The following is a 26,439-nucleotide window of genomic DNA, read 5'->3' as shown; positions in this document are numbered from 1 at the left end:
ACCTATTTCTAAGAGGTTGTTTGGAAAGTCATGATTAGTGTATCAACTATTGTTTTACCCAACCCTAACCCTCCCCTTGTAAGGGGAGGGGACTGGATTTGATTGTTTTTTGTGTGTTCGGTGTGTTCGGTGTATCCCCTGTTCCCTAAGATAAAAATTACCTGTTGAAAACTTATCAAACATCCTCTAAGTCTTTTTTTTCCTCATCACTAAAAACTCTACAGTAGTTCATACCAGTAGTTAAAAGCTTATTGACGCGGGCGGTCATCTTTATCATCTAAATCATCATCGTCAAAAAACTTCCAGTCGTCATCATCAGCTTGATTTTCGTCGTCATTAGTAGTCGTTTGTTGTAATGGTGGTCTGATTACTCGGTAATCAGCATCGTAAACGGATTCAGTTTTTCCTACCGCAGTATTTTTTGGCTGACGGTAGTTATAAGAGTAGACAGAACCAGACTGAGAAGTGCTTTGAGGTTCTTGTTGGCGTTCGTAGCTTTGAAAACTGGGGGGGGGTGGTTCTGAAGGTGGGCTATCAAAGTCCCAGTCATCATTTCCACTGTCATTTGTTTCCCAATCGTCAAATGCGTCACTGCGAACTGACTCTGTTGTCCCAGTGGTATTGGTAGGTCCTGAAGGCGGCGTGCTGAAAGGTTTCCCCCTGAATGTCCCCTTCCGGGGGAAAGTAGCTCTTGATGTAAATCGTTTTTCGCCTTGTTGCTCCCCAAAATAAATTGATATCTTCAGGAGGATAGTAATGACCAGGGATGTAAAAACACCAGCAGCAGTACTCAAAAAAATCCACATTGCCAGTGGTAAACTTAGAGTTCGCGTACCCAAAAATACTAGCGGGAGAACAGGCGACCAATTTTGAACTAGCAACACAGTGAGTATTCCTAGTACTGCTACTACAAGAATTAAGCGCATATAAAAGGCGAAGGTCAAAGTTACGAAATCAGCCAAAAGAACCAACTTAATTAAATTTTACCTTTACTTACTTCCCTGCCACCTCCGAATAGGAATGCAATCAATATCTAGTTGATCTAAACTACGGGCGACCACAAAATCAACTAAATCATCAATGGTTTGAGGATGGTGATACCAAGCCGGAATAGCTGGGACAACTTTGACACCAGCTTCTGCCAAACTCGTCAAGTTTCGCAGGTGAATGAGGCTAAATGGAGTTTCACGGGGGACTATGACTAGCTTTCGCCCTTCTTTAATCTGGACATCAGCAGCCCGTTCCAGGAGGTCAGAACTTAAGCCCACAGCTAGCTTTGCCACAGTACTCATACTGCATGGTATGATAATCATCCCTAGAGTGCGAAAAGAACCACTAGCAATTCCAGCACCGACATCACCCCAAGGATGACACCGTAATTTACCCCCAACGGCAACAGTCGCTTGTTCTCGCCAGAATTGCTCTTGTGCTGATGGTTCAGCTGGCATTCGAGTCTCCTGTTCGCTGTTCCAAACCATGTAGGTTGATTTAGAAGCAACTAGCTCAACTTCATAATCTGCCGCCAGCAGATATTTGAGGGCATGAACGGCATAGATGAGACCAGACGCACCAGATACGCCTAATATAAGTGGTTTAGAGTTTTTGGACACGGTAACCCTGAATAAAGTTTATTGATCCTGGTGCAATGTATCTAATTTACTGGGTAAGTAGATATCTGATGGGTCGTTGTGAGTTGGGTTGATATCAAAAGCTTGAGCTATAAGGTCATTACTGACAGTTACTAAATCAATTTGCTGACGATAGTAATCGACACTTTTAACTTGTACAGCTACGCGATCGCCTAATCTGTAGGAAGCTCGATTTTTACGACCAAATAGCGCCTGTTGTCTAGCCCGGTATTCATACCAATCATCTTTGAGAGAACTGACGTGTACCAGACCTTCTACCCGTAAAAGAGCGCTGATATCTCCTCCTGATATGATTGGTGCCCCCGGTACCTCAATTTCCACAAAGAAACCATAGGATTGCACGCCGGTAATTACACCTTGGAATACTTCACCAATGCGCTGTTTCATGAGTTGGGCTTTTTGCAGTCCGGCTAAATCGGCTTCAGCTTCTTGGACTTGTTTTTCCCTGTCGTTAATCTGGATAATTACCCGGTTCAGGTCGCATTGCAGTTCCTGTTGCAATTCTGGCGGTAAAACATTCCAGTTAATTTCATTGTGACAAGAGGAGTGGCGCAGATTAACTCGCTCTTTGACCCTAGTGTTGCGTCGATCGCGTCCATACTCTAGCACTATATGATACACCCTTTGTATCAGTAAATCTGGGTATCTTCGCAGAGGAGAAGTACAGTGAGTATACTCACCTAATGATAGACCAAAGTGGTATCCCTTAGTAGTGCTATAGGCAGAGGGCTTGAGAGTATCTTGTAATAAATAAGTCAGAACTTGCTCCGATGACGATTGGTGCAATACCCTAGTTAAATGCTGATAATCTAAAGGTTGGATATCTAAGTCTGATTCTAAAGCTAGTTCTACTCCCAAATTAGTAGCTAATTTCAGCATTTCCTGAACATCTTCGGTATCTGGCGTACCTTGGACTCGCCAAATAGCTGGAATACCCAAAGCACTTAGATGTTTTGCCATCAGTTCATTAACCAATAGCACGAATTCCGTCAACAGGGATTGCACTGGTAGATCATTCACCAAGACGGCTCCTAAAATCCCCTCATCTGCATAGGGGTTTTGGTTTGGTGGTAGATTCAGCTGAAAGCTACCACGATTTAACCGTCTTTGTTTCACGGCTTTTTGTAGAGTTTCCAGGTCTTCAAGCATTGAGATTGCCCTGGGTGGTTGATGGTGAGATTGACCTACAAGAATGGCTTCTGCTTCTTCTCGACTCAGTGCTGTATCTACATTGATAATGCTGGGTTGAATTTGCCATTCCCAAGCTTCCCCAGACTGCGGATCAATAGCAATTAAAAAAGACAGAGCTAAACGATCGCACAGTGGTACCAAGGAACAACGTTCTGCCACAGCTTCCGGTAACATAGGCAACAGTAAATCTCCCAGGTAAACTGACCTTCCCCGCTTGGCGCATTCTCTATCTAAGGGTTCGTCAGGATGGACATAATGGGAAACATCAGCAATATGAAAGCCTAAAAGCCAATGTCCCTCTGCTGTTTTTTCCAAACTGAAGGCATTTTCAATAAACTTGGCATCACAATGTACACCCGCAACAGTCAGGGTAAATAAATTACGTAAATCCAGTTTGTCTTTCAGATCTGCTTTCAGGAGCCTTCTGGGCAACTTAGCAGATGCATCCAGAACCACTTCAGGGAAATTGCGTGATAGGTCGTGCTTACAAGTCACCAAATCTATATCAGCAGCGGCTTCGGCATCGCTACCGAGGATTTGCACCACTCGACCCAAAGGGGGATATTGTGCCAAGGGATAACGCAAAACCTCCACATGAGCCAGGTGGTCTATAGCTTGCTCTAAATTCATGCTGTTAGCACCGATTGTGAGTTCAAACAGCAGCCGATCATCTAAAGGTACAGCACGAAACCCATTCTCTACTGCTTTAATTCTTGCGAGTAAAGTATGGTTAGACCGTTCCAGGATCAGCTTTACTTCTCCTTCTGGAGAACGGCGACGACTACCTTCTTTAAGAATCCTCACCAAAACGCGATCGCCATTCCAAGCATTACTCAGATGACTTTCGCGAATATAAATATCCTCAGAGCCTTCCACATCTTGAATGGCAAAGCAAAAGCCCTTACTAGAACAACGGAGCTTGGCTTCAATTACCCCTTCTTCTGTCACCCGGCGATATTTACCGCGTTCTTTCACCAGAATTCCGATTTTTTCCAGAACTTCCAAGGCAATGTGAAGTTTTTGTAAACTAATTTCATCCTCGCAACCGAGTTTCTTTTCCAAAACTTTACGAGCTACCAATTTATCATTAGTGAAATTGGCAAGGAGTGTAGCGATAGAGAATTCCATGCAGTGAACCGACCTTTGGTCAAAACATCATTTTTCATTTACCTGTTGTTTAGCGCGCGGTAAGGCGCGACGGTGCTTTTGTGTGTATACCTTCTCCCCAGGGGAGACGCTGCTGGTTCTTTGGAACCTCTACAGACGTTTTGCTGCTACGCAAAACTTAAAAGAACCTTTGATCTGCTGACTTTTCAGGTGAGGAGGAATAATTATCCTTTGAGCTTCACCTCTAATCCCCTTTCCCTACCCCTACCTAACCGTTTCCTACAAGGAGAAGGGGAAATTTGGAAATACCTCTCCTGTGAGGAGAGAGTTTTGGAGATGGGTTTTCAGGTTCCAGAAAAAGTCAGTTTTATTTGTAGCTTTATCCCCTGGGTGGACGCTACGCATCAAGCCCCGGGACATCGTAGACAAAGAGTTGTGATCAGATCGTCGGTCATTTCTGCCTAACTGCACGCTTAGAGGAAACGAAGGGTTCCGTAAGGCAGGATTAGGAGTTTTACACTTACGTTCAGCCGCTTTATATCTACAATAGCTTGGGTGGGCTAGCCATACCTCCCACTACAAAATCATCTAGTGAGTTGGTCTGGATAGAGCAGCCCCTACAACTAGACAAACGTAATACAGCACACCTAATGGGAATTGAGCAACTCTAGGTAATGACGGAACGAGCTTTAAAAGAGGCTAAGTTCAAATAACTCACTCGCGTTGACCACAAGTGCTACCAGGGAAAACCACAAGTGTTTGATTGTCTAGATTTCAGGTATCTTCAAACCATGTTCTCCTGATGTGTAAGTAGAATAAACTGGTCGTCAACCTGATTTTGCTACATATAGAATCGGTAACAATCACTTAAGCAGCTTAAAGCAAGTGCTCATCTCCATTATTGTAGATTTAATGCGTACTTATAGGAAATTATTCCGAGTATAGAATTGGGTAAACAGTATAGCATGTCATTGACACTTCCTGATTTAAAAGTGCGGAGATTCTATATTCATCGACAGCACCGGCTTACCTAGCTTTTACCAAGTTTTTGCATAACAATTATGCACTCCACATTTAAAACCGTCAGTTTTCCCCTTTTGACCGCTGTAACTCTCATGTCCACAATCACCCCCCCTGCCTCGGCCTCCTACCAAGTGGAAAACAGCATTAATCACAGTTGATGCATTCTAGTATCAAAAGCGTCTCTATCAGTTATGATGGATTATACTAGCTCTTAGGGCATACATTGTTTGACGATGAAATAATTAGCCGGAGGCTAAGAAGCTATTTATAAAGTAAATCTCAAGGCCAGTGGGAGAGAATTACTGCAATAATTGACACACCTGTTATAAAGTAAATTTACATAGTCGATCATGATAATTGCCAAAACAGATGTTGAACTTCAGCGCCTAGGCTGGACACCAGAACAGGGAAGAGATCATTTAATTCAAACCTAGGGTAAGCGGGCGCGGACTTTGCTCACCGAAGAAGAATTACAGGGATTTCTCAAACATCTGGAGTCGCAACCAGACCCAGTAGCGGGATTTTCATCCGGGGTATGGGGGATTGGGGATCGCTCCCTGATCCCCAAGTCAAGAGCTACTGATTAAGAGCAGCAACCGGACGGCTACCAGCAGCATGACGGTCAATCACCTCATCAATCAAACCATATTCCTGAGCCTCCTGTGGGGACATAAAGAAGTCCCGTTCGGTATCTTCAGCAATACGCTCAATTGGTTGACCAGTATGTTCGGCTAAATATTCATTTAGCCGTTGCTTGTGGTATAATATCTCACGTGCCTGAATTTCAATATCAGTGGCCTGCCCTTGAGCACCACCCAAGGGTTGATGAATCATAATCCGAGAATGGGGTAGACTCATTCGCTTACCCTTAGCACCTGCACTGAGGAGAAAAGCGCCCATACTTGCCGCCAGTCCGGTACAAATGGTGCAAACATCAGGACGAATGTGCTTCATGGTGTCAAAAATTCCCATACCAGCCATTACTGAACCACCAGGAGAATTAATATATAAGTAAATATCTTTCTCCGGGTCTTCAGCGTCCAAGAATAGCAATTGGGCAACAATCAAATTTGCAATCTCGTTATCAACCTGTTGTCCCAAAAATATGATCCGCTCACGCAGGAGTCGTGAGTAGATATCAAAGGCGCGTTCGCCTCGACCCGATTGTTCAACAACGATAGGAATCATGCAGCGTGCTTGTCATATCTTAATTTTACATCTATCTTATCGGGTTAATACTCTTCCTGCCTACAGCGAGGAGGTAAACAGTGACCGCGGCGGCCACATAGTTGTACCAGAATCTATGGCTGTGATTCTCTTGTTTGACTGGAATTGCTCGGATCAATATCTGACGAGTGGGGTCAATCGCTGATGGCTAATATTGGGCACAATTTTGCTATTTTTCCCTCTAATGGAGAGATGAAAAAATCCTCATGGGCACTTTTTATAGAGGTTAAACGTCTCAATGTCTATCTCTATGTAGTCATAGAAGGAAAAATTTAAAAATCAACTGGTGATGTCTCAGACAAGACTTTGCTTTTGCCCATCAGCTGTGGATATTGACTTAAACTGTATTTATAGTAAATTAATTTGAACTATTGGTAATATTTCTAACATTTTTTAGGTTGAGGTTGATCAATTATGCAATTAATGTTGTCAAGTCCGGTAAATCAATAGTCAACAGTAGTTACACAAGTTGCTGCTACTTGAACTCCTATCAACACTAAGGATAACTAACTGCCCATGCCAGAAAAACTTGTGCAAGCCGCCATAATTACGTTTTTACTCCACCTGGTAGCAGGACTAAGTACTAATCATCGAATTCAAACTAGAGTAAGTTCATCGTTAACGGAAACGCGAGCTACAATTGTTAGCTTTCTACTGCGCTCTTTAAAATAAATAGCCGCTTACTACGGTGAGCATATAGGCTAAAACTCAACAGGAAAAGGTAAACTCAGTAGGGAAGGCAACTATTTGGTTATGAGTTATGACTACTAATCGCCTTGCTGAAGCTAGGAGTCTCTATCTGCGCAAACACGCCGATAATCCCATTGATTGGTGGTCTTGGTGTGAAGAAGCTCTTGCAACTGCAAGAAAGGAAAATAAACCAATTTTTCTGTCCATTGGTTATTCAAGTTGCCACTGGTGTACTGTTATGGAAGGTGAGGCTTTCTCAGATCGAGCGATCGCTGAGTATATGAATGCCAATTTTTTACCTATTAAAGTAGATAGGGAAGAACGACCTGACCTTGATAGTATCTATATGCAAGCTTTGCAGATGATGAGTGGCCAAGGGGGTTGGCCTTTAAATGTCTTTTTATCTCCAGAGGATTTAGTACCGTTTTACGCTGGAACTTACTTTCCTGTGGAACCACGCTATGGCCGTCCCGGATTTCTGCAAGTACTGCAAGCTCTACGCCGCTACTACGATACTGAAAAAGAAGATTTAAGCCAACGTAAAGCATTAATTATTGAGTCCCTGCTCGCCTATGCGGTATTGCAAGATGGAGCGGGAAATCAAGTTCAGGAAAATGAATTACTTCGCCAAGGTTGGGAAAATAGCACAGCTGTAATTACTCGTAATCAATCAGGTAATAGCTTCCCGATGATCCCCTATGCAGAATTAGCATTACGAGGAACTCGGTTCTCTGATGGGGAAGAAAAATCGCGGTATGATGGCAAACAAGTTTGTACTCAACGGGGACTAGATTTAGCCTTGGGGGGTATTTATGATCATGTGGGTGGTGGCTTTCACCGTTATACTGTTGATCCCAGTTGGACAGTACCTCACTTTGAGAAGATGCTCTATGACAATGGTCAAATTGTGGAGTATCTAGCCAATTTGTGGAGCTATGGAGTTAAAGAACCAGCATTTGCTCGCTCGGTGGCTGGTACTGTGGAATGGCTAGGGCGAGAAATGACTGCTCCAGAAGGTTACTTTTATGCGGCTCAAGATGCTGATAGCTTTACTAAGCGTACGGATGTAGAACCGGAGGAAGGTGCTTTTTATATCTGGAGTTATAGGGAACTGGAACAACTGTTAACGCCAGAGGAATTAAGGGAATTACAAGTACAGTTTACCGTAACTGCTAGCGGTAATTTTGAAGGTAAGAATGTTTTACAACGTCGCCATCAGGGTGAATTGAGTGCAACGATAGACATTGCCTTGAGTAAGTTGTTTGCGGCCCGTTATGGTCAAAGGCCAGAGTTATTAACAATTTTTCCCCCTGCTCGCAATAACCACGAGGCCAAAACTGCAAGTTGGCCTGGGCGCATTCCGGCGGTTACAGATACAAAGATGATTGTGGCCTGGAATAGCTTGATGATTTCTGGGTTGACTAGGGCAGGGGCGGTGTTTCAAAAACCGTTATATCTGAAAATGGCTGCACAAGCAGCAAATTTTATTTTGGCACATCAGTTTATAGAAGGACGTTTCCACAGACTCAATTATCAAGGTCAACCTGCCGTCTTAGCTCAGTCCGAAGATTATGCTTTGTTTATCAAGGCATTGCTGGATTTACAGGCTTGTTTCCCGGAACAAAAATATTGGTTAGAAACAGCGATCGCAATTCAAGAAGAATTTCAGCAGTTCCTTTGGAGTGCGGAATTAGCTGGATATTATAATACTTCCATTGATGCTAGTCAAGATTTAATTGTGCGTGAACGCAGTTATGCAGACAATGCTATACCATCTGCTAACGGAGTGGCGATCGCTAACTTAGTCCGTCTTGCCCTACTCACGGATAATCTCCATTATCTTGATTTAGCCCAGCAAGGACTACAAGCTTTTAATAACGTGATGGGTAAAGCGCCCCAGGCTTGTCCCAGTCTGTTTACAGCCTTAGACTGGTATCGTAATTCTACCTTGGTTCGTAGCAGTGTTGAGCAAATAATTTCTTTACTTCGCCAATATCTACCCGTGACGGAGTTTGTTGTAGCATATGACTTACCACCTGGTAGGGTTGGTTTAGTTTGCCAAGGATTCCAATGTCTTGCACCCGCTCAAAGTGGCGATGAGTTATGGGATCAAGTGCAGCGGAGTCAGACTAGAGAGTAATTAACATTAGTTAGCGAGAAATTATCGGTAATCAAAAGAGCAGCAATAATATTTGTTATCTTTTCAATAAAAATTTCGCCGTTACTACTGTATAATAGTGAGTAGCTTTTTTAATCTTTAAACCTTGTATAGATAATAGCGAGTAGCGCAGTCATTGTTTCCTTATGGAATTCTGGCCTGTGTGCTTACTCGCATTTTTCATGATCAAGAGTTTTTGAGTGAATTACTCCGGTCATTTGACACACCGCCAGTTAGACTCCGGAAATAAAACCACCCCACAGTTGCTAAAAATAGAATATAACCGATTGCCTGTACTAAGTAGAGATGGTCTCTATAACCAAATAAAGATTTGAGAATAATGCCGGGAAATTGTTTATCTGGCAATATTTCTTCAGTATTCCACACCATTGTTCCCAAAACACAAGAGTGAATTTTGCTCAAGTGATCGTAATAGAAACAAACATTATCGGAGGTGCTACTGCTCAAAGCAAGGTTAGCCAAACCTTGATCAAAATGTTTCAATGCGGAAACTACTAACCCAGCAACAATCAATACCAATAAAACGCCCATCACCTGAAAGAACTGGCGGAGATTGATTTTTACCCCCCATTTAAATAGTAAGACTCCAATAGTAGCTGCCCCTACTAAACCAGCAATTGCACCTAAAGCTGGCACTAATCCCTGTTGAAAATTAGCAGCAATAAATAGAACAGTTTCAAAACCTTCGCGGACAACAGCAACTAAAATTAAACCAAAAACGCCCCAACCAGCATTTGAGTTCTGTGTGAGCGCTTCTGTGACTGCTCCTTCAACTTCAGCTTTCATAAACCTGGCTTGTTTGGTCATCCAGATGAGCATCCAGCTGAGCATAGCAATGGCCAGGACACTAAAAAAAGCTTCTAGCATTGGCTCAACCACTGGGGTATATTCAGGATTGACTGTTCCTAGTGTTTCAATTAACCAAGTAAATAAAACACCTATCAAAGCACTAATGACAATGCCAACACCGATACCAGCATATACCCAAGGATTAAGTCGCGACTGGTTGGCTTTTTGAAGTAGAGCTAGGACAATGCCGACAACGAGGGCAGCTTCTACTCCTTCCCGGAGTGTAATTACAAAAGTAGGTAGAGCGGTACTGATATTCATAATTTGGCGAATAGGGAATAGGGAATAGGGAATAGGGAAAAAGCCCAAGACCCCCCCCAATACCCAATGCTTAAGTTTTAGCTGAAATCCCGAAGCATTTTTTTCAATTCAAGACTATGCATCTCTTCTTGCCCAATCATGCCACGAGCAAATTCTTCTAGATAAATGCTAGCATTACTGACCGTGGCTAAGAGAGTCTTATACAAATCCAGTGCTTTGTTTTCATGGGATAAACTTTCGGCCAAAATATTCTTGACTGTATGCTCGTAAGTTTCCTCCATGGGGGCGATTTTTAAAGAGGGATGCCCGTCTAAACCCGTGAGAATTTCTCCTACCTGTTGGGCGTGAAGTAGAGATTCACTGGCCTGGGCTTTGAAAAAATTGACAATGGGTATCCGATTAGGTCCGGTGACCATCAAAGAATAATGAGTGTAGCGGACTACTCCGGCTAGTTCAAATTCCATGATGGCGTTCAGTATGTCGATGGTCTTTTGTTTGTCAAGCTCTTGCATCGGTTGTCAGTTAGATTTCAAAATGGGAGTTATCAGTATGGAGTCAGGAGGTATAGTTTATTGGGTTACAGTCTTAGACATTAACTATGGCCTCACTTGTTATTTATTTTAAACTCCTATGTGTCTCATACCAATTAAGTAAATGCGATCGCGCCAGCGCTGCTGCAAGCAGATCCCATGGCTGGAATAGTCTATTATTTCATATTTTTTAAGAAACATTCTCAATAGTTATTACAATTTTGTCAAGATATGCGGTATTTTCACTGTTAATAGTTCCTTATTAGTGAATTATCCCGGGTTTTTTGGATTTGACACCAATAGTAAAATTGCTAAAAATGCCTAATTAGTATTTAGGTATATTAGGTAAAAGAATCAAGAGAGGTTTATTTAGGTCTAAGTCTGGGAAAATATATTCAGCAGACTGGAATGGTTCCCTAAATATATTAAGAAAGGTAGCTGGGGACTCTATCTTTGATGGAAACTCAGTAGAGAGGCTTGTAGTTAGCCCAGTCAGGTTTAGACCTTACCAAGCTAAAAATATTTGACTATATTTTTAGTAACTATATTAGGTCATTCAAGAGTTATTGTGAATTATTCTTAAGTATGTGCAAAATATTCTTGAGCAAAGAATTCACAGTCAAAAGTCATTGTTACCGGAGGTTGGGATTTATCATCACCCAAAAATTAGGGGGTATGATGTGTAGCGGCTATTTTTCTGGGTTTTGAGAGGACACATAAGCTTGTGCAGAGGATTTGCGGTTTAAGGTCTGAGTGCAGCTAAAAAGTAGGTAAAATTGGTAGCTGTTAATACTCAATATGGTAGAATCTTGCCAATAGACCGAGTTGGATTTCCTCCAGTTAGCGGAAAAAACACATTTTGTTTCCTAGCTGAGAATAATAAAAGAGGTTTGGCTGATGACCAAACCTCACTATAAATCCAGTGCATAACAACATCCCGGATTAATCTACCTATTATGTTTGTACTTGGTCATCTTCCTATGGGATGTGTCCAAATTTGAGAAAACCTGATATGGCATGATGAAGATTTTTACCAATATATAAGAAAAAGCTATAGATATAACTTTGGGAATTTCACAAAATTCTTAGCGATCGAGTTGTAACAATTATATCGAGTCAAAAATGCAACATTATTTTTGGCGGCTATGAGATATGATCATGATAAGATGTATCTGTATGAAAAAACCTCAATCATACTTATGATGGGTGGCAGGAAGAAAGTAGTAACCCTAATTCTAGGGTTAATATTTTGGTTGATATATGTTATATCTCTGGACGTAAATCCAAGTGTTAATACTTGACTCATTTGACTATGATATTTGCTGTAGTCATATTTGTGCTAAATTTGTTAATATTGATAGATGTTACAAGCGAAACATAACAGCGACAATAAACTAGGTTGGTCATTAGATGAACGAGACCCCAAGTTCATCGCCGATATGATGCCATTATTGAGTTTTTTGTATCATTACTACTTTCGGGTTCAAACCAGTGGTTGGGAGCATATTCCACAGGAAGAGAAAGTACTGTTTGTTGGTTCTCATAATGGAGGACTGGCGACCCCTGATATGTCAATGATCATGTACGACTGGTTCCGAAAATTTGGGTGTGAGAAACCGGTTTACGGACTCATGCACCCCAAAGTATGGGAACTCAGCCCAGAAATAGCAAAAATTGCTGCCAAGACTGGAGCCGTGATAGCTCACCCGAAAATGGCTTACTCCGCTTTGCGTTCCGGTGCGAGCCTACTGGTTTACCCTGGAGGAGCACAAGACGTGTTTCGACCGCATTATTTGCGGCATAAAATTTATTTTGCCGGACGGAAAGGATTTATCAAGTTAGCTCTGCGGGAAAATGTACCGATTGTACCTGTGATTTCTAGGGGCGCTCATGATACCTTAATCGTGTTGGCTGACTTATATAAAATTCTAGAGCAACTCCATAAATGGGGAATGCCTTGGTTGTTTGGAGTTGACCCGGTAGTATTTCCTATTTATTTGGGATTACCCTGGGGATTAGCAATTGGGCCTCTTCCTAATATCCCATTGCCGATGTCTATTCATACGAGGGTATGTAAACCCATTGTATTTGAACGTTACGGTCGGGAAGCAGCTAGCGATCGCAAGTATGTCAATCAGTGCTATGAATTAGTTGTGAATCAGATGCAGCAAGAGTTAGACCAATTAGTGAAGGACAGTGCTACCTAATTCACAAAATTAGGACTCCAGGAGTAAGTCTTAAATCACACAGGGACTGCTTCGCGCACTTCTAAGGGGTTACCTGTCAAACTAAAAGCCCGAACTTCACTAATTTTCACCTTGACAACTTGCCCTTTTAATATATTTATATCCCCATTAAAGAAAGTTAAACGATTCCCGCGAGTACGTCCCATGACTTGAGTCGTATCTTTGGGGTTTTGGGCTTCTACTAAAACTTCTTCAATGCGTCCCTTGTAGCGCTGTGATCGCTCGGATGCTTTAATATTAACTAAATGGTTTAATCTTTGTAGGCGATCGCTTTTCACCTCTTCACTGAGTTGATCAGACCATAAAGCAGCCGGTGTACCGGGACGGGGGGAATAAGCAGCTGTATTTAACAAGTCAAAACCAATATCTTCTACCAACTTCAGGGTATTTTCAAATTGTGCCTCCGTCTCCCCGGGGAAGCCCACAATAGCATCACCACTAATAGAAGCATCGGGCATATACTGCCGAATAGTATCAATAATCCGGCGATATTTCTCCTGAGTATAACCCCGTGACATTGCCTTTAACACCTCATTGTCCCCTGACTGAAAGGGAATGTGAAAGTGTTCACACACCTTGGGTAATTCAGCACAAGCCCTTATTAATCGCTCCGTAAAATAACGTGGATGACTCGTAGCAAATCGCAGCCTTTCAATACCTGGAACATCATGGACATAATAAAGTAAATCCGTGAAATTATACAGATGACGACCTATAGGTACGCTACGCAAGCTATCGGGAGTTCTACCGGGCAAATCTCGACCGTAAGCATCAATATTTTGCCCCAGGAGGGTAATTTCCTTGTAACCTTGTCTCCCCAGTTCCTCCATTTCCGCGCGGATAGCCTCCGGAGTGCGAGATTGTTCCACACCACGGACATTAGGAACCACACAATAGGTGCAGCGTTCATTACAGCCATAAATGACATTCACCCAGGCCGTGACACTGCTATCTCTTCGAGGTTGGGTGATATCCTCCATAATGTGAACCGACTCAGTAGCCACCACTTGATTACCATCAAATACCGAGGTCAGCAAATCTTTGAGACGGTTAGCGTGTTGTGGCCCCATGACTAGATCTAATTCTGGCACTCGTCGTAATAGGGCTTCTCCCTCCTGCTGGGCAACACAACCAGCAACAATCAAGGTTAAATCCGGCTGCTCGTGTTTACGTTTGGCTTGTCTACCGAGGTAAGAATATACCTTATGTTCAGCGTTATCTCGTATTGTACAAGTATTGTAAAGAATCAAATCCGCATCATTAGGGTCTTCCGACCATGCAAAGCCCATGTCTTCTAAAATACCAGCCATGCGCTCTGAGTCGGCTTTATTCATTTGACAACCGAAGGTAATAATGTGGTAACGGCGATTAGAAGTAATCATGGGCAATGATGCTGAGTCAGGGTTAAGCATATAAACTTTATTTCTATTCTATGGCAATAAAACAAAAACTGTTCATTTGCTACTTATCATTCCGACTCTGGTGATGAGGTGGGCGGGGTTAATTCAGCAGGTTGGCGACTACGGCGTAAAGCGTCTCGTAACTGATTTTGACTAGAAGAAGTATTGTTTGTGGTCAGCGGGGGATTTGTACTTGTTTCCCCTGGTGGTGTGACAGAATTAGTAGAGGTTTCCTGACGGCGGGTATTGCGCAAAGAATCTCTCACATTTCCCGGTGTAGGGGTCTTTCCTTGTCCAGAGGATGAACCCGCGGCGGTGTTTTGCTCCGTCTGAGGTTGTTGTCTGACTCGTCTAACTGGGTTTGACCTGGTGGGAGTGCTTGTACTTGCTGTGGGACTGGAACCAGATGATTCTGTTTGGCGACTTGTTTCCCTGGAACCGCTGGTTTCTTGCTTTCTTTTCCGTTCTTGGACTTGGCGGTGTCGCTGTGAACCTTCCAGCATTAAATTAGTGTCTATTGATATCCCTTGTCTTCCGCCTTCGGTGGGTTGCAATTTCCAATTACTAGCTTGTCTTTTGATTTCTTGATCCAATCTTCTGTTACCGCTTGACCTGAGAATACGGACATTGGTAACATTACCTTGGGCATCAATATCAACAGAAAGTCGTGGTCTGCCTTCGATACCTTGGCGTCTGGCAAATTCTGGATAGTTAGTATTACACCTAACACAAGCTGCACGTCCACTAGATGATCTACGGGAATTACCAGGTCGATTGGTACTTTCTGCTCTAGTATTACTCGGGAGTGGTGTTGGGGGTGTGGAAGGCTGTACTGATACTGTATTGGTGCTAGTGCCAGTATTTGGTGTGGAGAGTGCACTTGTGCCACTGGGTTGGTTTGACTCTACCGTATTAACGGTAGCATTATTTCCCGGTGTGACTCTAGAATCTCTTATACCAGTCAATACCCCTTGAAGTTTTTCACTACTTTGAGTGGGGGGAGTAACTGTTGTTGCTTCTGATGTTTGTGAACTTAGTACAGATTGTAGCCTAGATACAGTGGCTGTGTTTGTTGGTGTTGGCGGTGAAACTGGGGGAGTTTTGACACTTTCAACAGTTTGAGTGGGGGGAGTAACTGTTGTTGCTTCTGATGTTTGTGAACTTAGTACAGATTGTAGCCTAGATACAGTGGCTGTGGTTTGTGGTGTTGGCGGTGGAACAGTGGGAGTTATGACACTTTCAACTTTTGCAGGTGGTGGGGTGATTGGGGTTTGTCTGAGTGTAACTACAGGTTGCTGTTGAGTAATTTCTGGCTTAGACTGGGTTACAGTTTGATTTCTAGCTGGACTGGGTGAGGTATGGTTACTGGTAATAATCTGGCGAGGTTCTGGTAATCTTTCTGGTTGGGGAATTGGTGCGGGTGGTTTTTCTACTTCTGGAATAGGAAAATCAATCATCACCACTTCTATTGGTTGATCTTCTATTTGCTGCGGGTTACTCCGCAGGAGATAAGCTAACAGTGATGACAGTACGCCAATATGAAGTACCAGAGAACCAATGAGACTGTAAATCAGAAAATATTTGAGAGTCTTAACTTCTTGTGAACGATATTCTAAGGTAATGCTAGAAAAACTCATAGCCTATTGCCAGTTATTCTCAGTTACTTGGTCATATTACCACTTCTTCGCGGGGAGGAGGAAGCTATACTATGCCTCGGCTTAAAAAAACGTAATCACCAAAGAGGGGACTGGTTAAAGAACTAGCCTATTCATCTTAGTCTATTTCCGTGGGTTAACCTCATGCCATTGTGGCAATTTCATTTTCTTGGCATCCCCCTAATCTTGACCCGGTAAATAGAATAGGTTTAAAGTTTGTGTGCTAACTTATCAGTATTTCCGGGTAGAGTGATGGCAAGGTCAAGAAAGACTTTCGTTAAGTTCTGGTAGTTAGGGAAATTAAAAGGACAAAAAAACTATCTTTGAAGTAGGCTTGTAGGATCTCAACACTGGTAATATTTCTATGACTTCTCCGATTCGTTTCTTGATGTGTGCCCCTGACCACTATGATGTAGACTATGTGATTAATCCCTGGATGGAAGGGAATATTCATAAGTCTTCGCGCGATCGCGCTGTGGAACAGTGGCACAAACTCTATAACATCCTTAAACAACACGCTATCGTAGATTTAGTAACGCCCCAAATAGGTTGGCCCGACATGGTATTTACCGCCAATGCTGGGTTAGTCTTGGGGGAAAACGTCGTCCTGAGTCGATTTCTGCACAAAGAACGTCAAGGGGAAGAACCTTTCTTTAAAACTTGGTTTGAAGAAAACGGTTATACAGTTCATTTACTCCCTAAAGACTTACCTTTTGAAGGTGCTGGTGATGCACTGTTAGATAGGGAAGGACGTTGGTTATGGGCAGGATATGGTTTTCGTTCTGAATTAGATTCTCACCCGTATTTAGCTAAATGGCTAGATATTGAGGTGTTATCCCTGCGTTTAACTGATGAGCGCTTCTATCACTTAGATACTTGCTTTTGTCCTTTAGCTAACGGCTATTTATTATATTATCCTGGCGCTTTTGATGCCTATTCTAACCGCTTAATCGAGATGCGGGTTGCACCAGAAAAACGCATAGCAATTACTGAACCGGATGCTGTCAATTTTGCCTGTAATGCGGTGAATGTAGACAGCATTGTGATTATGAATAAAGCCAGCAATGCTTTAAAAGCAAGTTTAACAGATGCAGGATTCCGAGTTATTGAAACTCCACTCACAGAATTTCTCAAAGCTGGTGGTGCTGCTAAGTGTCTGACTCTACGTGTAACCGAGCCAATAGATATTAATATTCATGCCAATGTTTCTGTAGAAAGCCGGATTATTCGCTTGGAAGGACACTTACTCGACTCTGGTGTGATTAACCAGGCCCTAGATTTGATTGTAGATGGTGGTGGTAGCTTTCAAGTGATGAAGTTCAGCTTGGGAGAACAACGCCAGAGTACATCAGCTGCTGAGGTGAAAGTTTCTGCACCTTCCCATGAGGTAATGGAAGAAATCATCTCTGGGTTAATTGATTTGGGGGCTGTGGATTTACCCCAAGATGAACGGGATGCTAAACTGGTCCCTGTAGTTCAAGCCGGTGTGGCTCCTGATGATTTCTACGTTAGTACTATTTATCCGACGGAAGTACGGATTAATGGTGAGTGGATCAAAGTCCAGAATCAGCGCATGGATGGAGCGATCGCCATTACTCAAACTGCCAACGGTTTGGTGGCTCAGTGTAAAATATTACGTAATCTAGAGGTGGGTGATAGGGTAGTTGTAGATGTGCAAGGTATCCGTAGCATCCGCAAAAACGAATCACGGGAACAGCGTCATGCTCAAGAATTTACCTTTATGTCTTCGGGGGTTTCCAGCGAAAGACGTGTAGAATTAGTGGTGGAGCAAGTAGCCTGGGAGTTACGTAAAATTAGGGATGCTGGTGGTAAAGTAGTTGTGACGGCAGGCCCAGTAGTGATTCACACAGGGGGCGGTGAACACTTAGCGCGGTTAATTCGGGAAGGATATGTACAGGCGCTCTTAGGGGGGAATGCGATCGCAGTCCACGACATGGAGCAAAATATGATGGGGACTTCCCTGGGTGTAGACATGAAACGAGGGGTTGCCGTCCGGGGGGGACATCGCCATCACCTGAAGGTAATTAACACTATCCGCCGTTATGGTAGCATTGCCAAGGCTGTAGCAGCTGGAGTGATTCCCAGTGGTGTCATGTATGAGTGTATCACGAATAACGTACCTTTCAGCCTAGCTGGTTCCATTCGGGATGATGGACCTTTACCTGATACCCAAATGAATTTGATTAAAGCCCAGGAGGAATACGCCCAACTGATTCAAGGAGCGGAGATGGTTTTAATGCTATCTAGTATGCTGCACTCTATTGGGGTGGGAAATATGACTCCGGCTGGGGTGAAAATGGTGTGTGTAGATATTAATCCAGCTGTAGTCACTAAATTAAGCGATCGCGGTTCTGTAGAATCAGTAGGTGTGGTGACAGATGTAGGTTTATTCCTGAGTCTGTTAATTCAGCAGTTGGATAAGTTGACAAGTCCCTATGTGGCTAGTGTAGGTTAAGAAATGTTGCAGGCAAAGGCGCAAAGGCGCAAAGAAGAAGATGACTAGAGTAGTTTTATGGCTAAGGCCACGCTATCGCTATCAGCAAGATGTACAGATTAATTGGGTCGGTTTTATTGCTGATTTCCTGTTGGTGGGGATGGTTTTTGGTCCTCCTCTTGCTCCTTTCTTGGCTGCGTCTGATGTGTCTTTGCTAAGTTGGATTGCGGATATTATTTACTTCATGGGTAATCATGTCTGTCCGCAACCTCATATGGGACTAGACTTAGCACCCCCGTTTATTATGGCTGTGTGTATGCGCTGCTATGGTACTGTGACGGGGTTGCTAGTGACTCGCTTGTTGTATGGGGTAACCGGTGGTAAAGGTTTTTACTGGTTAAGTCAATACGGCTGGAATGGTGCAGCCTTAGCCAGTGTGTTGATGATGGCTTACCCCTTGGAATTAGCGGCCCAGGTTTTTGGGTTGTGGGATTTTAACAATTATTTAGTTACACCGTTTGGGTTAATTACGGGTTTGGTTTGGGGTTTATTTACTATGCCGCTTCTGCACGGTTGGCAACAAGGTAAACGGACAAATTTCAGCAGCCAATGGCATAGAATCAAAAAAGAAGCTCACCGATAGTTACCACATGAACAAGACATTATTGTTCAATGCGTCAAGTCAGTCACCATGTCTGTAAAGCATATCAGTTTCGGGTTAGTTGCGATCGCTATACATTTTCTAATTTTATACTGGTTTGGGGGTTTATTTCACGCACAGTAGCAGAGATTTTGAGAGTCTGCTTGACTTGACATTACATTTACACTCGCTTGATTTTAAACAAACAAGCTAAATTAAATACGTAAAATTACGGAATTATGAATAATCCAGATTTTTTGAATGATGAACCACCCTAAAATCCCAACTCCTCTTTCTCTGTGCGACTTTGCGCCTTTGCGTGATAAAAATCATTTCTTAAACCACTCCACAACACCCTCAGCCAAAACCCTCGCTAACCTCCTTTGTTCCTGAACATCCATCGCCAACTCAAAATCATCAGGGTTACTCATAAAACCCAACTCCAATAAAACCGATGGCGCAGAATGGGGACGTGTTAGCGCTAAATTATTCCAATACACCCCAAAAGAAGACCTACCCAAATTTTGCACTAACCGATTTTGCAGTAACACAGCTAAACTGTGCGCTTGGGGATGATACCAATAACTACTAACTCCCTTAGTATTTTCCGCATCACCATCATCAGCCAAAAATCGATAATGAAAAGTCAGTGCCATCGCAGGTTCATTTTCCTCTAGGACTTACGCATTGACAAAAAATATGATCTATGATATCTAGATCATGCGATCGCTATTAAGATTAGCAAAAATATGCTCACGTACAACTAAAGTAAACAGATTCCGTTGTATTTCATACCAATTGCTAATTATTTTTTCAGAGCGCATAAACTCCAACTTAACAAAAGCTTGAAGTGAACAAAAGATGTGAGTCTTAATTGCATGAGTATCCCTAACCATGAACCGACAAATTCCACATACTTGTTTTATGGCTCGATGAAAGGTTTCAATTCCCCAATGAGTATCATGAATTGTCATAAATTCATTTCTAGTTATATCCTCGATTCTTTCCTCATCTGGAAGATACAAAATATAGTGTCTAGAGTCTTCTTTTTTAAAGTCTTTCCTCAACAACTTTATAAATCCAAATTCTTTCAGATGAGTCCTTAATCCTTCTTCGGGAATAGCCAGAGTGCTTACTTGACAATACTTGTGTGGCTCATTTGAAACAGTTCTATTTTTTTCAATTCCGAAGAGAAAACCCAATTTCTGGTTTTTTAGGAATTTCAAATTTTCTACTCCTGAATACCAACTATCACCTGTTACAATTCTGGGTTTGACTCCCCAGCTTATTATTTCACTTACCATTTCTCTAAAATAATCGTTTTTTGTTTTTCCCTCCTTTTTATCATATATTCTGTAATTTATTGGCACTGAATTACCATGAATATCACTGTAATATAGAGTGATTAAATTTAAGCCAATAATTGTTTTATGGGCTTTACCTGACCAAAAATAACCGATTAATTCAGCATTTTTGGGGTCGCTGTAAATCTTTTCTATCACTGTATCATCTACACTTAGTATTCCTCCTACCAAGTTAATAACTTTTTCTATAATGTTGAATAAATCTTTCGGTTCATATCGCTCTCTCAATAAAAAGCGATTCACACTATCATGTGAAACGTCTCCTAATATCTCTGCTAACCTACTGCACCCCCCAAACTTTGGCTCTGACAGTAAAAATAAGGTGTATAGGTCTAGATTGCATTGCGCTGTGGATGGTTTCGTGATTTTTCTAATTGTCTGATACCTAGCAAGTAGACGACCTATATTTATCAATTCACTATTTTGTTATTCTGTCAATGCGTAACTCCTATCCTCTATCATTTTCTGACGTTCCACCAAAGACAAATCCCGGTCATCTTCTCTAGCCATTACCACTGTTGCACCTCGTCGCCGCAATTCATCCCGCAACAGTTTTGTCACTACCAAATTTAAATCTTTCGCTAAATAACCTGTTGGTCCTGCTGCGCCTAATTCTTCCCCACCATGTCCGGCGTTCAGCAGAATTTTTACCCCAGATAAAGGTTGTGTTTGTCTGCGGGGAAGAACCGGAGGATGACGCAAACTTAAAACTAAGCTTGTATCTCGGTATTGCAGGTTATATCCCCACTGTTGATTTGTTTTGAGGTTAAAAGTATATTGCACCTTGCCAGGAGCTATTTGCTGCCAATCTAGACGAGAAATTAAAGGGTTATCATTTAGGCGAATTGTGTCTGTTTGGGCAGTGGTGTTATGTAAAGTCAGGGTAAGAGTTTTATCCCCCTGTTTTACAGTAACAGGGACAGGAACTTGCAAAGGAAAGACTATTTCTGTTGTTTTCGGTAATTCCCGCGAAATTATACTGCGAATCATCGAGTGTGGTGGAATTGCACCTGGAATCATCCGAGTTTCTTGACTATGAATCCAACCTCCATAGTCTAAACGCAACCAATCACCTTCTTTACCTGTAACAGATGCTCTCACACCTTGGGGTAAAGGCGTTAACCGTGAATAAGTGGTACTGGGGCCTGTCCGCGCCACACCAGCCTCAGCTATGATTTCTACTATTGGAAGTTTGGCTGGTAAAAGGGTTTGAATCTTACCAGAACTGACTTGAGTTGTTGTCTCGCTATTGAGAGTTAATTGATATTCTGGTTTTTTTCCATCTGGTAATATTCCTAATTTTGTACATCCCTGATATTTCCCTGGGATAATTTGAGTGATGGGTTGATTTTTACCATCTATATATATGGCTGAATTACTGGGTAGAGATATTTGTTTTAGTTGCGGTGATAGCTTAACAGTTTGCTCTCCCAATCTTACGCTTACATTAGCATTAGGAGAGGCGATGCCTACGGCGGGCGAAGCCATCGCACTAAAACAAATTTCTTCTCCTGGTAGTCGATAAATATCAACTTGGGGCGTAAGGGTATTTTCTCCAAAGGCTAATCCTTGGGGGATTTTGGGCTGATTATCAACTCTAGTTACCTGTATTTGCAGTTGTTGATTGTCGTAAGTCACAGTAAACCGATTTTCTCCCACCTCCAAGGGAAAGCTAGGGGCGAAATGTCCAGATTTACTGCGCTTAATGGGTTGATTATTAATTAAAACTTGTCCTGTTGGTGGTGCGGTTCCCAGAAGAAATATTTTATCTGTATTAGTTTGGTGATTTACTGGCGGATAAACTATTTTCAGCGTGTTTTCTTGCGCCCAAGCTAGGCTGGGAGTTGTGAAGGAACCAAGAATGATTAATCCTAAAAGCGATCGCATGATTAAAATGTTTTGGTGGGTTATATCAATTTACATTGAAGCTGCATAAAAAAGAGCTTCGAGAATAAAATCGTAAGAAGTCAAGGAAATAACACGTTCCGATGTGATTTGACTGAGAAGTTCGTTGAGGCGAGCGCAAAGTTAATCAAGTGTGTTGAAAACTTGTCCTTTGATTTGAGATTTGAGAAACAACCAAAATCTTTCAATGGGGTTAAGTTGTGGACAATAATGGGCTGGTTGACACAGGGGAATAATATTTTCAGGCCACTTCAATTGAGAGGTAAAATGTGCTGCGGCTTGGTCAATTTGAAGGAGTGCAATATCTTCTGCGAGTTGAGATGAAAGCGCATCTAAAAAATTGTTGAAAATGTTCTCCACAAAGCTTTGGATATTCCAAGCAAAAATGCTATCCACTCAATGGTTCAACAACACCATACAGCCAAAAACTTTTGTAAATTTATATTACAACGGTACAAACCTTTTCAAGAAAATATAATTGATCGCCGTCTAACCCACCCTACTTTTAAACCACTCTACAATTCCCTGAGCTAAGGCTTTTGATAATTTTTTCTGTTCTTGGGGATTTGTTAACCATTCAAACTCTTGGGGATTAATCATAAAACCTAATTCCAATAACACTGATGGCGCAGCTGTGGGGCGTGTGAGGGCTAGATTATTCCAGAACACACCATAGGAGGGTCTATTGAGCTTTTTGACTAAATAATTGTGCAGGAATACAGCTAGGCTGTGGCTTTGGGGATGATACCAAAAAGTGCCGATTCCCTTGGTGTTTTCAGCGTCACCACTATCGGGTAAGGCATTGTAATGTATGGAAAGGGCAATGGCTGGTTCTTCTCGATGTATCATAGCCATGCGATCGCCCAGAGAAACTTCAATATCACTATCCCTAGTCATTACAACAGTAGCCCCTAATTTTACTAATTCATCCCGTAATAATTGGGAGACAACTAAATTAACCTCTTTTTCTGTATATCCAGTTGGACCCACGGCACCGGATTCTTTGCCACCATGTCCGGGATCGAGTAAAATCTTGATATCAGATAGGGGTTTGCGTTTTTTTCCTGTCATTGCCGGCGGATGAGGCAAACTTAAAATCAGGGTGCTATTGTCGTATCTGAGCTTATACCCCCACAGTTGACTTTTTTTGAGGTTAAAAGCGTATTTAACCTGTTCTGGAGCTACCTGCTGCCAATCCAGACGAGAAATTACAGGGTCATCATCTAAACGAATTATGTCGGTTTGGGCGGTAGTATTGTAAAGTGTGATAGTGAAATGACCATCGCTGTGTTCCACCCTCAAGGGTACAGGAACCTGTAGGGGGAAAACTATCTCTGTGGCACTAGGAAGCCGGCGATATCCGACACTGCGAATCGTTGTGCGTGGCGGAATTGCACCTGGTAAAACACGAGTCTCCCTGCTATGAATCCAACCGCCATAGTCAAGGCGTAACCATTCACCTTCACGGCCTGTAATTGATGCTTGTGTACCTTTGGGGAGGGGAGTGAGTCGGGAATAATCAGTACCCGGACCAGTCCGCGCTACCCCTGCATCTACTACTACCTCGGCAACTTGTAAGTTTACCGGTGAGAGGATTTGAATTTTGCCAGTTCCTGTTTGACTTATGGTCTCGCCGTTGAGTGTTAGTTGAAATTCTGGTTTACCCAAATCTACGGTAAACCCTACAGCTTGGGGAAATGTAGTGCAACCCTCATACTTTCCCGGTATCAACAGCAGCGCCGGCTGGTTATTTCCTGTAAGTACTGCTAAATTACTTGGTAGTCTTACCTGCTGGGGTTGGGGTGCAAGAACAATAGTTTGATTTGCCAGATTGACAGATACACTGGCGTTAGGGGGTGCAATGGCGGTAAAACAAATTAATTCTCCCGGTAGTCTGGCAATGTCAGATGCGGGAATCAGAGAATCTTTAGCAAAGGCTAATCCTTGAGGTAACTGGGCTACCGTCGCCAGTCTTGTAACTTTAATTTCTAGTTGCTGATTCTGGTGACTGACAGTAAAGAGATTTTCTCCTAACTGCAAAGGGAAACTCGGCGCAAAATGGCCGGCTTGACTGCGGTTAATTGCCTTACCATTGATGAGAACCTTTCCATCTGGTGGCGCGGTTCCAATGAAAAAGATTTTGTCGGACTTTGTTTGGTGGTTGTTTGGGGGATAAACAACTAATACTGATGGTCGGGCCAATGCGACTACAGAGGAGGTAACTATAAACCCTAATATTACTAAACCTAGAAGTTTTTTCACGACAACAGCACGAAATATTTCACCACAGCAAATGTGGCACAATGACGGGATGTTTTTTGAGAAGTTGCTAAAAATTCTAACTACTAACTTATGACTAAGTTTATCTTTGTAACTGGAGGTGTAGTTTCCAGTATTGGTAAGGGCATTGTAGCAGCAAGTCTGGGCCGTTTACTCAAATCGCGAGATTATTCCGTGTCGATTTTGAAACTCGACCCTTATATTAATATTGACCCGGGTACTATGAGTCCTTTTCAGCATGGGGAAGTTTTTGTTACCGAGGATGGTGCGGAAACAGATTTAGACTTGGGACATTATGAGCGCTTTACTGATACTTCTATGTCGCGGTTAAACAGTGTTACTACTGGTTTAATTTACCAAGCAGTAATTAATAAAGAGCGGCGGGGAGACTATCATGGCGGTACTGTACAGGTTATACCCCACATCACCAATGAAATTAAAGAGCGGATTCTGACTGTGGCTGAAGCTACTAATCCATCAGTATTAATTACGGAAATAGGTGGGACTGTGGGTGATATTGAATCACTGCCATTTTTGGAAGCTATTCGCCAGTTACGCAAGGAAGTGGGACGGCAAAATGTGTTGTATATGCACGTTACCCTGGTACCGTGGATACCTTCGGCTGGGGAAATGAAAACCAAGCCCACACAGCATTCTGTGAAGGAATTAAGATCAATTGGCATTCAACCAGATATTTTAGTTTGTCGCTGCGATCGCCCGTTACCTGTGGGATTAAAACGCAAGTTGTCAGAATTTTGCGATGTTCCAGAAGAATGCGTCATTACTGCCCAAGATGCGGGGAGTATTTATGAAGTACCGCTAATTGTAGAACAGGAAGGATTAGCAGAACAAGTATTAGCGTTGTTGCAAATGGAACAGCGCCCACCAAATTTGGTACAGTGGCAAACAATGGTAGAACGCTTATACAGTCCTCAGCACACTGTGGAAATTGCCATTGTAGGAAAATATGTGCGCTTAAGTGATGCGTATCTCTCCGTAGTAGAGGCTCTGCGTCATGCCGCTATTGCTACATATGGCGATTTGCGCTTGCGATGGGTGAACTCGGAAGATTTAGAAACCCAATCGCCGGAAACTCATTTAGCAGGTGTGGATGGTATTCTAGTCCCGGGTGGTTTTGGTATCCGGGGGGTAGATGGTAAAATTGCAGCTATTCAATACGCTCGCGATCGCCAAATACCCTTTTTAGGTTTATGCTTAGGAATGCAGTGTTCCGTAATTGAGTGGGGGAGAAACGTACAAGGATTAACGGGTGCTAACAGCGCCGAATTTGACCCACATACTAAGTATCCAGTCATTAACTTGTTACCAGAACAAGAGGATGTAATTGACCTGGGGGGAACCATGCGACTGGGACTCTATCCTTGTCATTTGCTCCCTAATACTCTAGCTGCTAGTCTTTATCAACAAGAAGTAGTTGACGAGCGCCACCGACATCGCTATGAGTTTAATAATACTTATCGTCAGATGTTTTTAGAATCTGGGTATGTCATCAGTGGAACTTCCCCCGATGGACGCTTAGTAGAAATTGTGGAATTTCCTCAACATCCCTTCTTCTTAGCCTGTCAATTTCATCCCGAGTTTCATTCCCGTCCTAACACTCCTCACCCTTTATTCAAAGGATTTATGGAAGCTGCTATCAACAGGACTCATACCTTGTCCAACTTACCAACACCTGTACAGGTTTCTTGAGAATATTCTCAAAGTCTTGTTAATACCCAGACAAGTGTCAACCTAAATCAATAGGTTGACATTATTAAACATAAAAAG

General features: G+C 42.5%; 16 protein-coding genes and 2 pseudogenes. 5 read left to right on the top strand and 13 right to left on the bottom strand.

The window, feature by feature from the left end; genetic code table 11:
• Nucleotides 1–248 precede the first annotated feature (248 nt).
• The 4 genes from IM676_RS01035 to clpP form a co-directional block, all read right to left on the bottom strand.
• Complete coding sequence (locus tag IM676_RS01035; RefSeq protein ID WP_200990026.1) at nt 249–926, bottom strand: LapA family protein; 678 nt, start codon at nt 924–926, stop codon at nt 249–251.
• Nucleotides 927–989: 63 nt separating this feature from the next.
• Nucleotides 990–1,610, bottom strand: a complete 621-nt coding sequence (locus IM676_RS01030) for a flavin prenyltransferase UbiX (protein ID WP_200988590.1) — start codon at nt 1,608–1,610, stop codon at nt 990–992.
• Between the two features lie 18 nt (nt 1,611–1,628).
• Nucleotides 1,629–3,968, bottom strand: a complete 2,340-nt coding sequence (locus IM676_RS01025) for a ribonuclease R family protein (protein WP_200988589.1) — start codon at nt 3,966–3,968, stop codon at nt 1,629–1,631.
• 1,578 nt (nt 3,969–5,546) lie between these two features.
• Nucleotides 5,547–6,158 carry an ATP-dependent Clp endopeptidase proteolytic subunit ClpP gene (clpP, locus tag IM676_RS01020; protein WP_200988588.1) on the bottom strand — a complete coding sequence of 204 codons (612 nt, stop codon included), beginning with the start codon at nt 6,156–6,158 and terminating at the stop codon, nt 5,547–5,549.
• Nucleotides 6,159–6,957: 799 nt separating this feature from the next.
• On the opposite strand from clpP, the gene IM676_RS01010 reads away from it, so the two are divergent.
• Nucleotides 6,958–9,027 (top strand): thioredoxin domain-containing protein, encoded by a 2,070-nt coding sequence (locus IM676_RS01010; protein ID WP_200988586.1) that lies wholly within the window; start codon nt 6,958–6,960, stop codon nt 9,025–9,027.
• Nucleotides 9,028–9,231: 204 nt separating this feature from the next.
• On the opposite strand, the gene IM676_RS01005 is transcribed toward IM676_RS01010, so the two are convergent.
• Together IM676_RS01005 and IM676_RS01000 are read right to left on the bottom strand one after the other, a co-directional pair.
• On the bottom strand, nt 9,232–10,176 hold the full coding sequence (locus tag IM676_RS01005; protein WP_200988585.1) for an FTR1 family iron permease: 945 nt from the start codon (nt 10,174–10,176) through the stop codon (nt 9,232–9,234).
• Between the two features lie 77 nt (nt 10,177–10,253).
• Complete coding sequence (locus IM676_RS01000; RefSeq protein WP_200988584.1) at nt 10,254–10,688, bottom strand: ferritin-like domain-containing protein; 435 nt, start codon at nt 10,686–10,688, stop codon at nt 10,254–10,256.
• Between the two features lie 1,379 nt (nt 10,689–12,067).
• On the opposite strand from IM676_RS01000, the gene IM676_RS00995 reads away from it, so the two are divergent.
• Nucleotides 12,068–12,913 (top strand): lysophospholipid acyltransferase family protein, encoded by an 846-nt coding sequence (locus IM676_RS00995; RefSeq protein WP_200988583.1) that lies wholly within the window; start codon nt 12,068–12,070, stop codon nt 12,911–12,913.
• Between the two features lie 35 nt (nt 12,914–12,948).
• Here the strand turns inward: IM676_RS00995 and miaB are convergent, their stop codons facing one another.
• Together miaB and IM676_RS00985 are read right to left on the bottom strand one after the other, a co-directional pair.
• Complete coding sequence (gene miaB / locus IM676_RS00990) at nt 12,949–14,334, bottom strand: tRNA (N6-isopentenyl adenosine(37)-C2)-methylthiotransferase MiaB (RefSeq protein WP_200990025.1); 1,386 nt, start codon at nt 14,332–14,334, stop codon at nt 12,949–12,951.
• Between the two features lie 86 nt (nt 14,335–14,420).
• Complete coding sequence (locus IM676_RS00985; RefSeq protein ID WP_200988582.1) at nt 14,421–15,989, bottom strand: energy transducer TonB; 1,569 nt, start codon at nt 15,987–15,989, stop codon at nt 14,421–14,423.
• 382 nt (nt 15,990–16,371) lie between these two features.
• On the opposite strand from IM676_RS00985, the gene argZ reads away from it, so the two are divergent.
• Nucleotides 16,372–18,483 (top strand): bifunctional arginine dihydrolase/ornithine cyclodeaminase, encoded by a 2,112-nt coding sequence (gene argZ / locus IM676_RS00980; RefSeq protein ID WP_200988581.1) that lies wholly within the window; start codon nt 16,372–16,374, stop codon nt 18,481–18,483.
• A gap of 40 nt (nt 18,484–18,523) precedes the next feature.
• Complete coding sequence (locus IM676_RS00975; protein WP_200988580.1) at nt 18,524–19,105, top strand: DUF2085 domain-containing protein; 582 nt, start codon at nt 18,524–18,526, stop codon at nt 19,103–19,105.
• 326 nt (nt 19,106–19,431) lie between these two features.
• On the opposite strand, the pseudogene IM676_RS00970 reads toward IM676_RS00975, so the two are convergent.
• From IM676_RS00970 to IM676_RS00950, 5 genes and pseudogenes are all read right to left on the bottom strand, one after another.
• A pseudogene (locus IM676_RS00970) lies at nt 19,432–19,761 on the bottom strand (N-acetylmuramoyl-L-alanine amidase family protein); the annotation flags it as partial.
• Between the two features lie 54 nt (nt 19,762–19,815).
• A complete protein-coding gene (locus IM676_RS00965; RefSeq protein WP_200990024.1) occupies nt 19,816–20,841 on the bottom strand; it encodes an IS701 family transposase in 1,026 nt (341 codons plus the stop codon).
• A gap of 60 nt (nt 20,842–20,901) precedes the next feature.
• Nucleotides 20,902–22,353: pseudogene (locus IM676_RS00960) on the bottom strand (N-acetylmuramoyl-L-alanine amidase); the annotation flags it as partial.
• Between the two features lie 141 nt (nt 22,354–22,494).
• Nucleotides 22,495–22,767, bottom strand: a complete 273-nt coding sequence (locus IM676_RS00955; protein WP_200988577.1) for a transposase — start codon at nt 22,765–22,767, stop codon at nt 22,495–22,497.
• A 93-nt stretch (nt 22,768–22,860) separates the two neighbouring features.
• Nucleotides 22,861–24,633, bottom strand: a complete 1,773-nt coding sequence (locus tag IM676_RS00950) for an N-acetylmuramoyl-L-alanine amidase (protein WP_200988576.1) — start codon at nt 24,631–24,633, stop codon at nt 22,861–22,863.
• A 90-nt stretch (nt 24,634–24,723) separates the two neighbouring features.
• On the opposite strand from IM676_RS00950, the gene IM676_RS00945 reads away from it, so the two are divergent.
• The gene (locus IM676_RS00945) at nt 24,724–26,361 is read left to right on the top strand and encodes a CTP synthase (RefSeq protein ID WP_200988575.1); all 1,638 of its coding nucleotides are present in this window, start codon (nt 24,724–24,726) and stop codon (nt 26,359–26,361) included.
• Nucleotides 26,362–26,439: the final 78 nt, after the last annotated feature.

Origin of the sequence: Anabaenopsis elenkinii CCIBt3563, assembly GCF_015245355.1 — a bacterium.
GTDB classification, from domain to species: Bacteria; Cyanobacteriota; Cyanobacteriia; order Cyanobacteriales; family Nostocaceae; genus Anabaenopsis; species Anabaenopsis elenkinii.
Note: the sequence above shows the minus strand (reverse complement) of the source record. Positions and strands in the feature narration are given on the sequence as shown.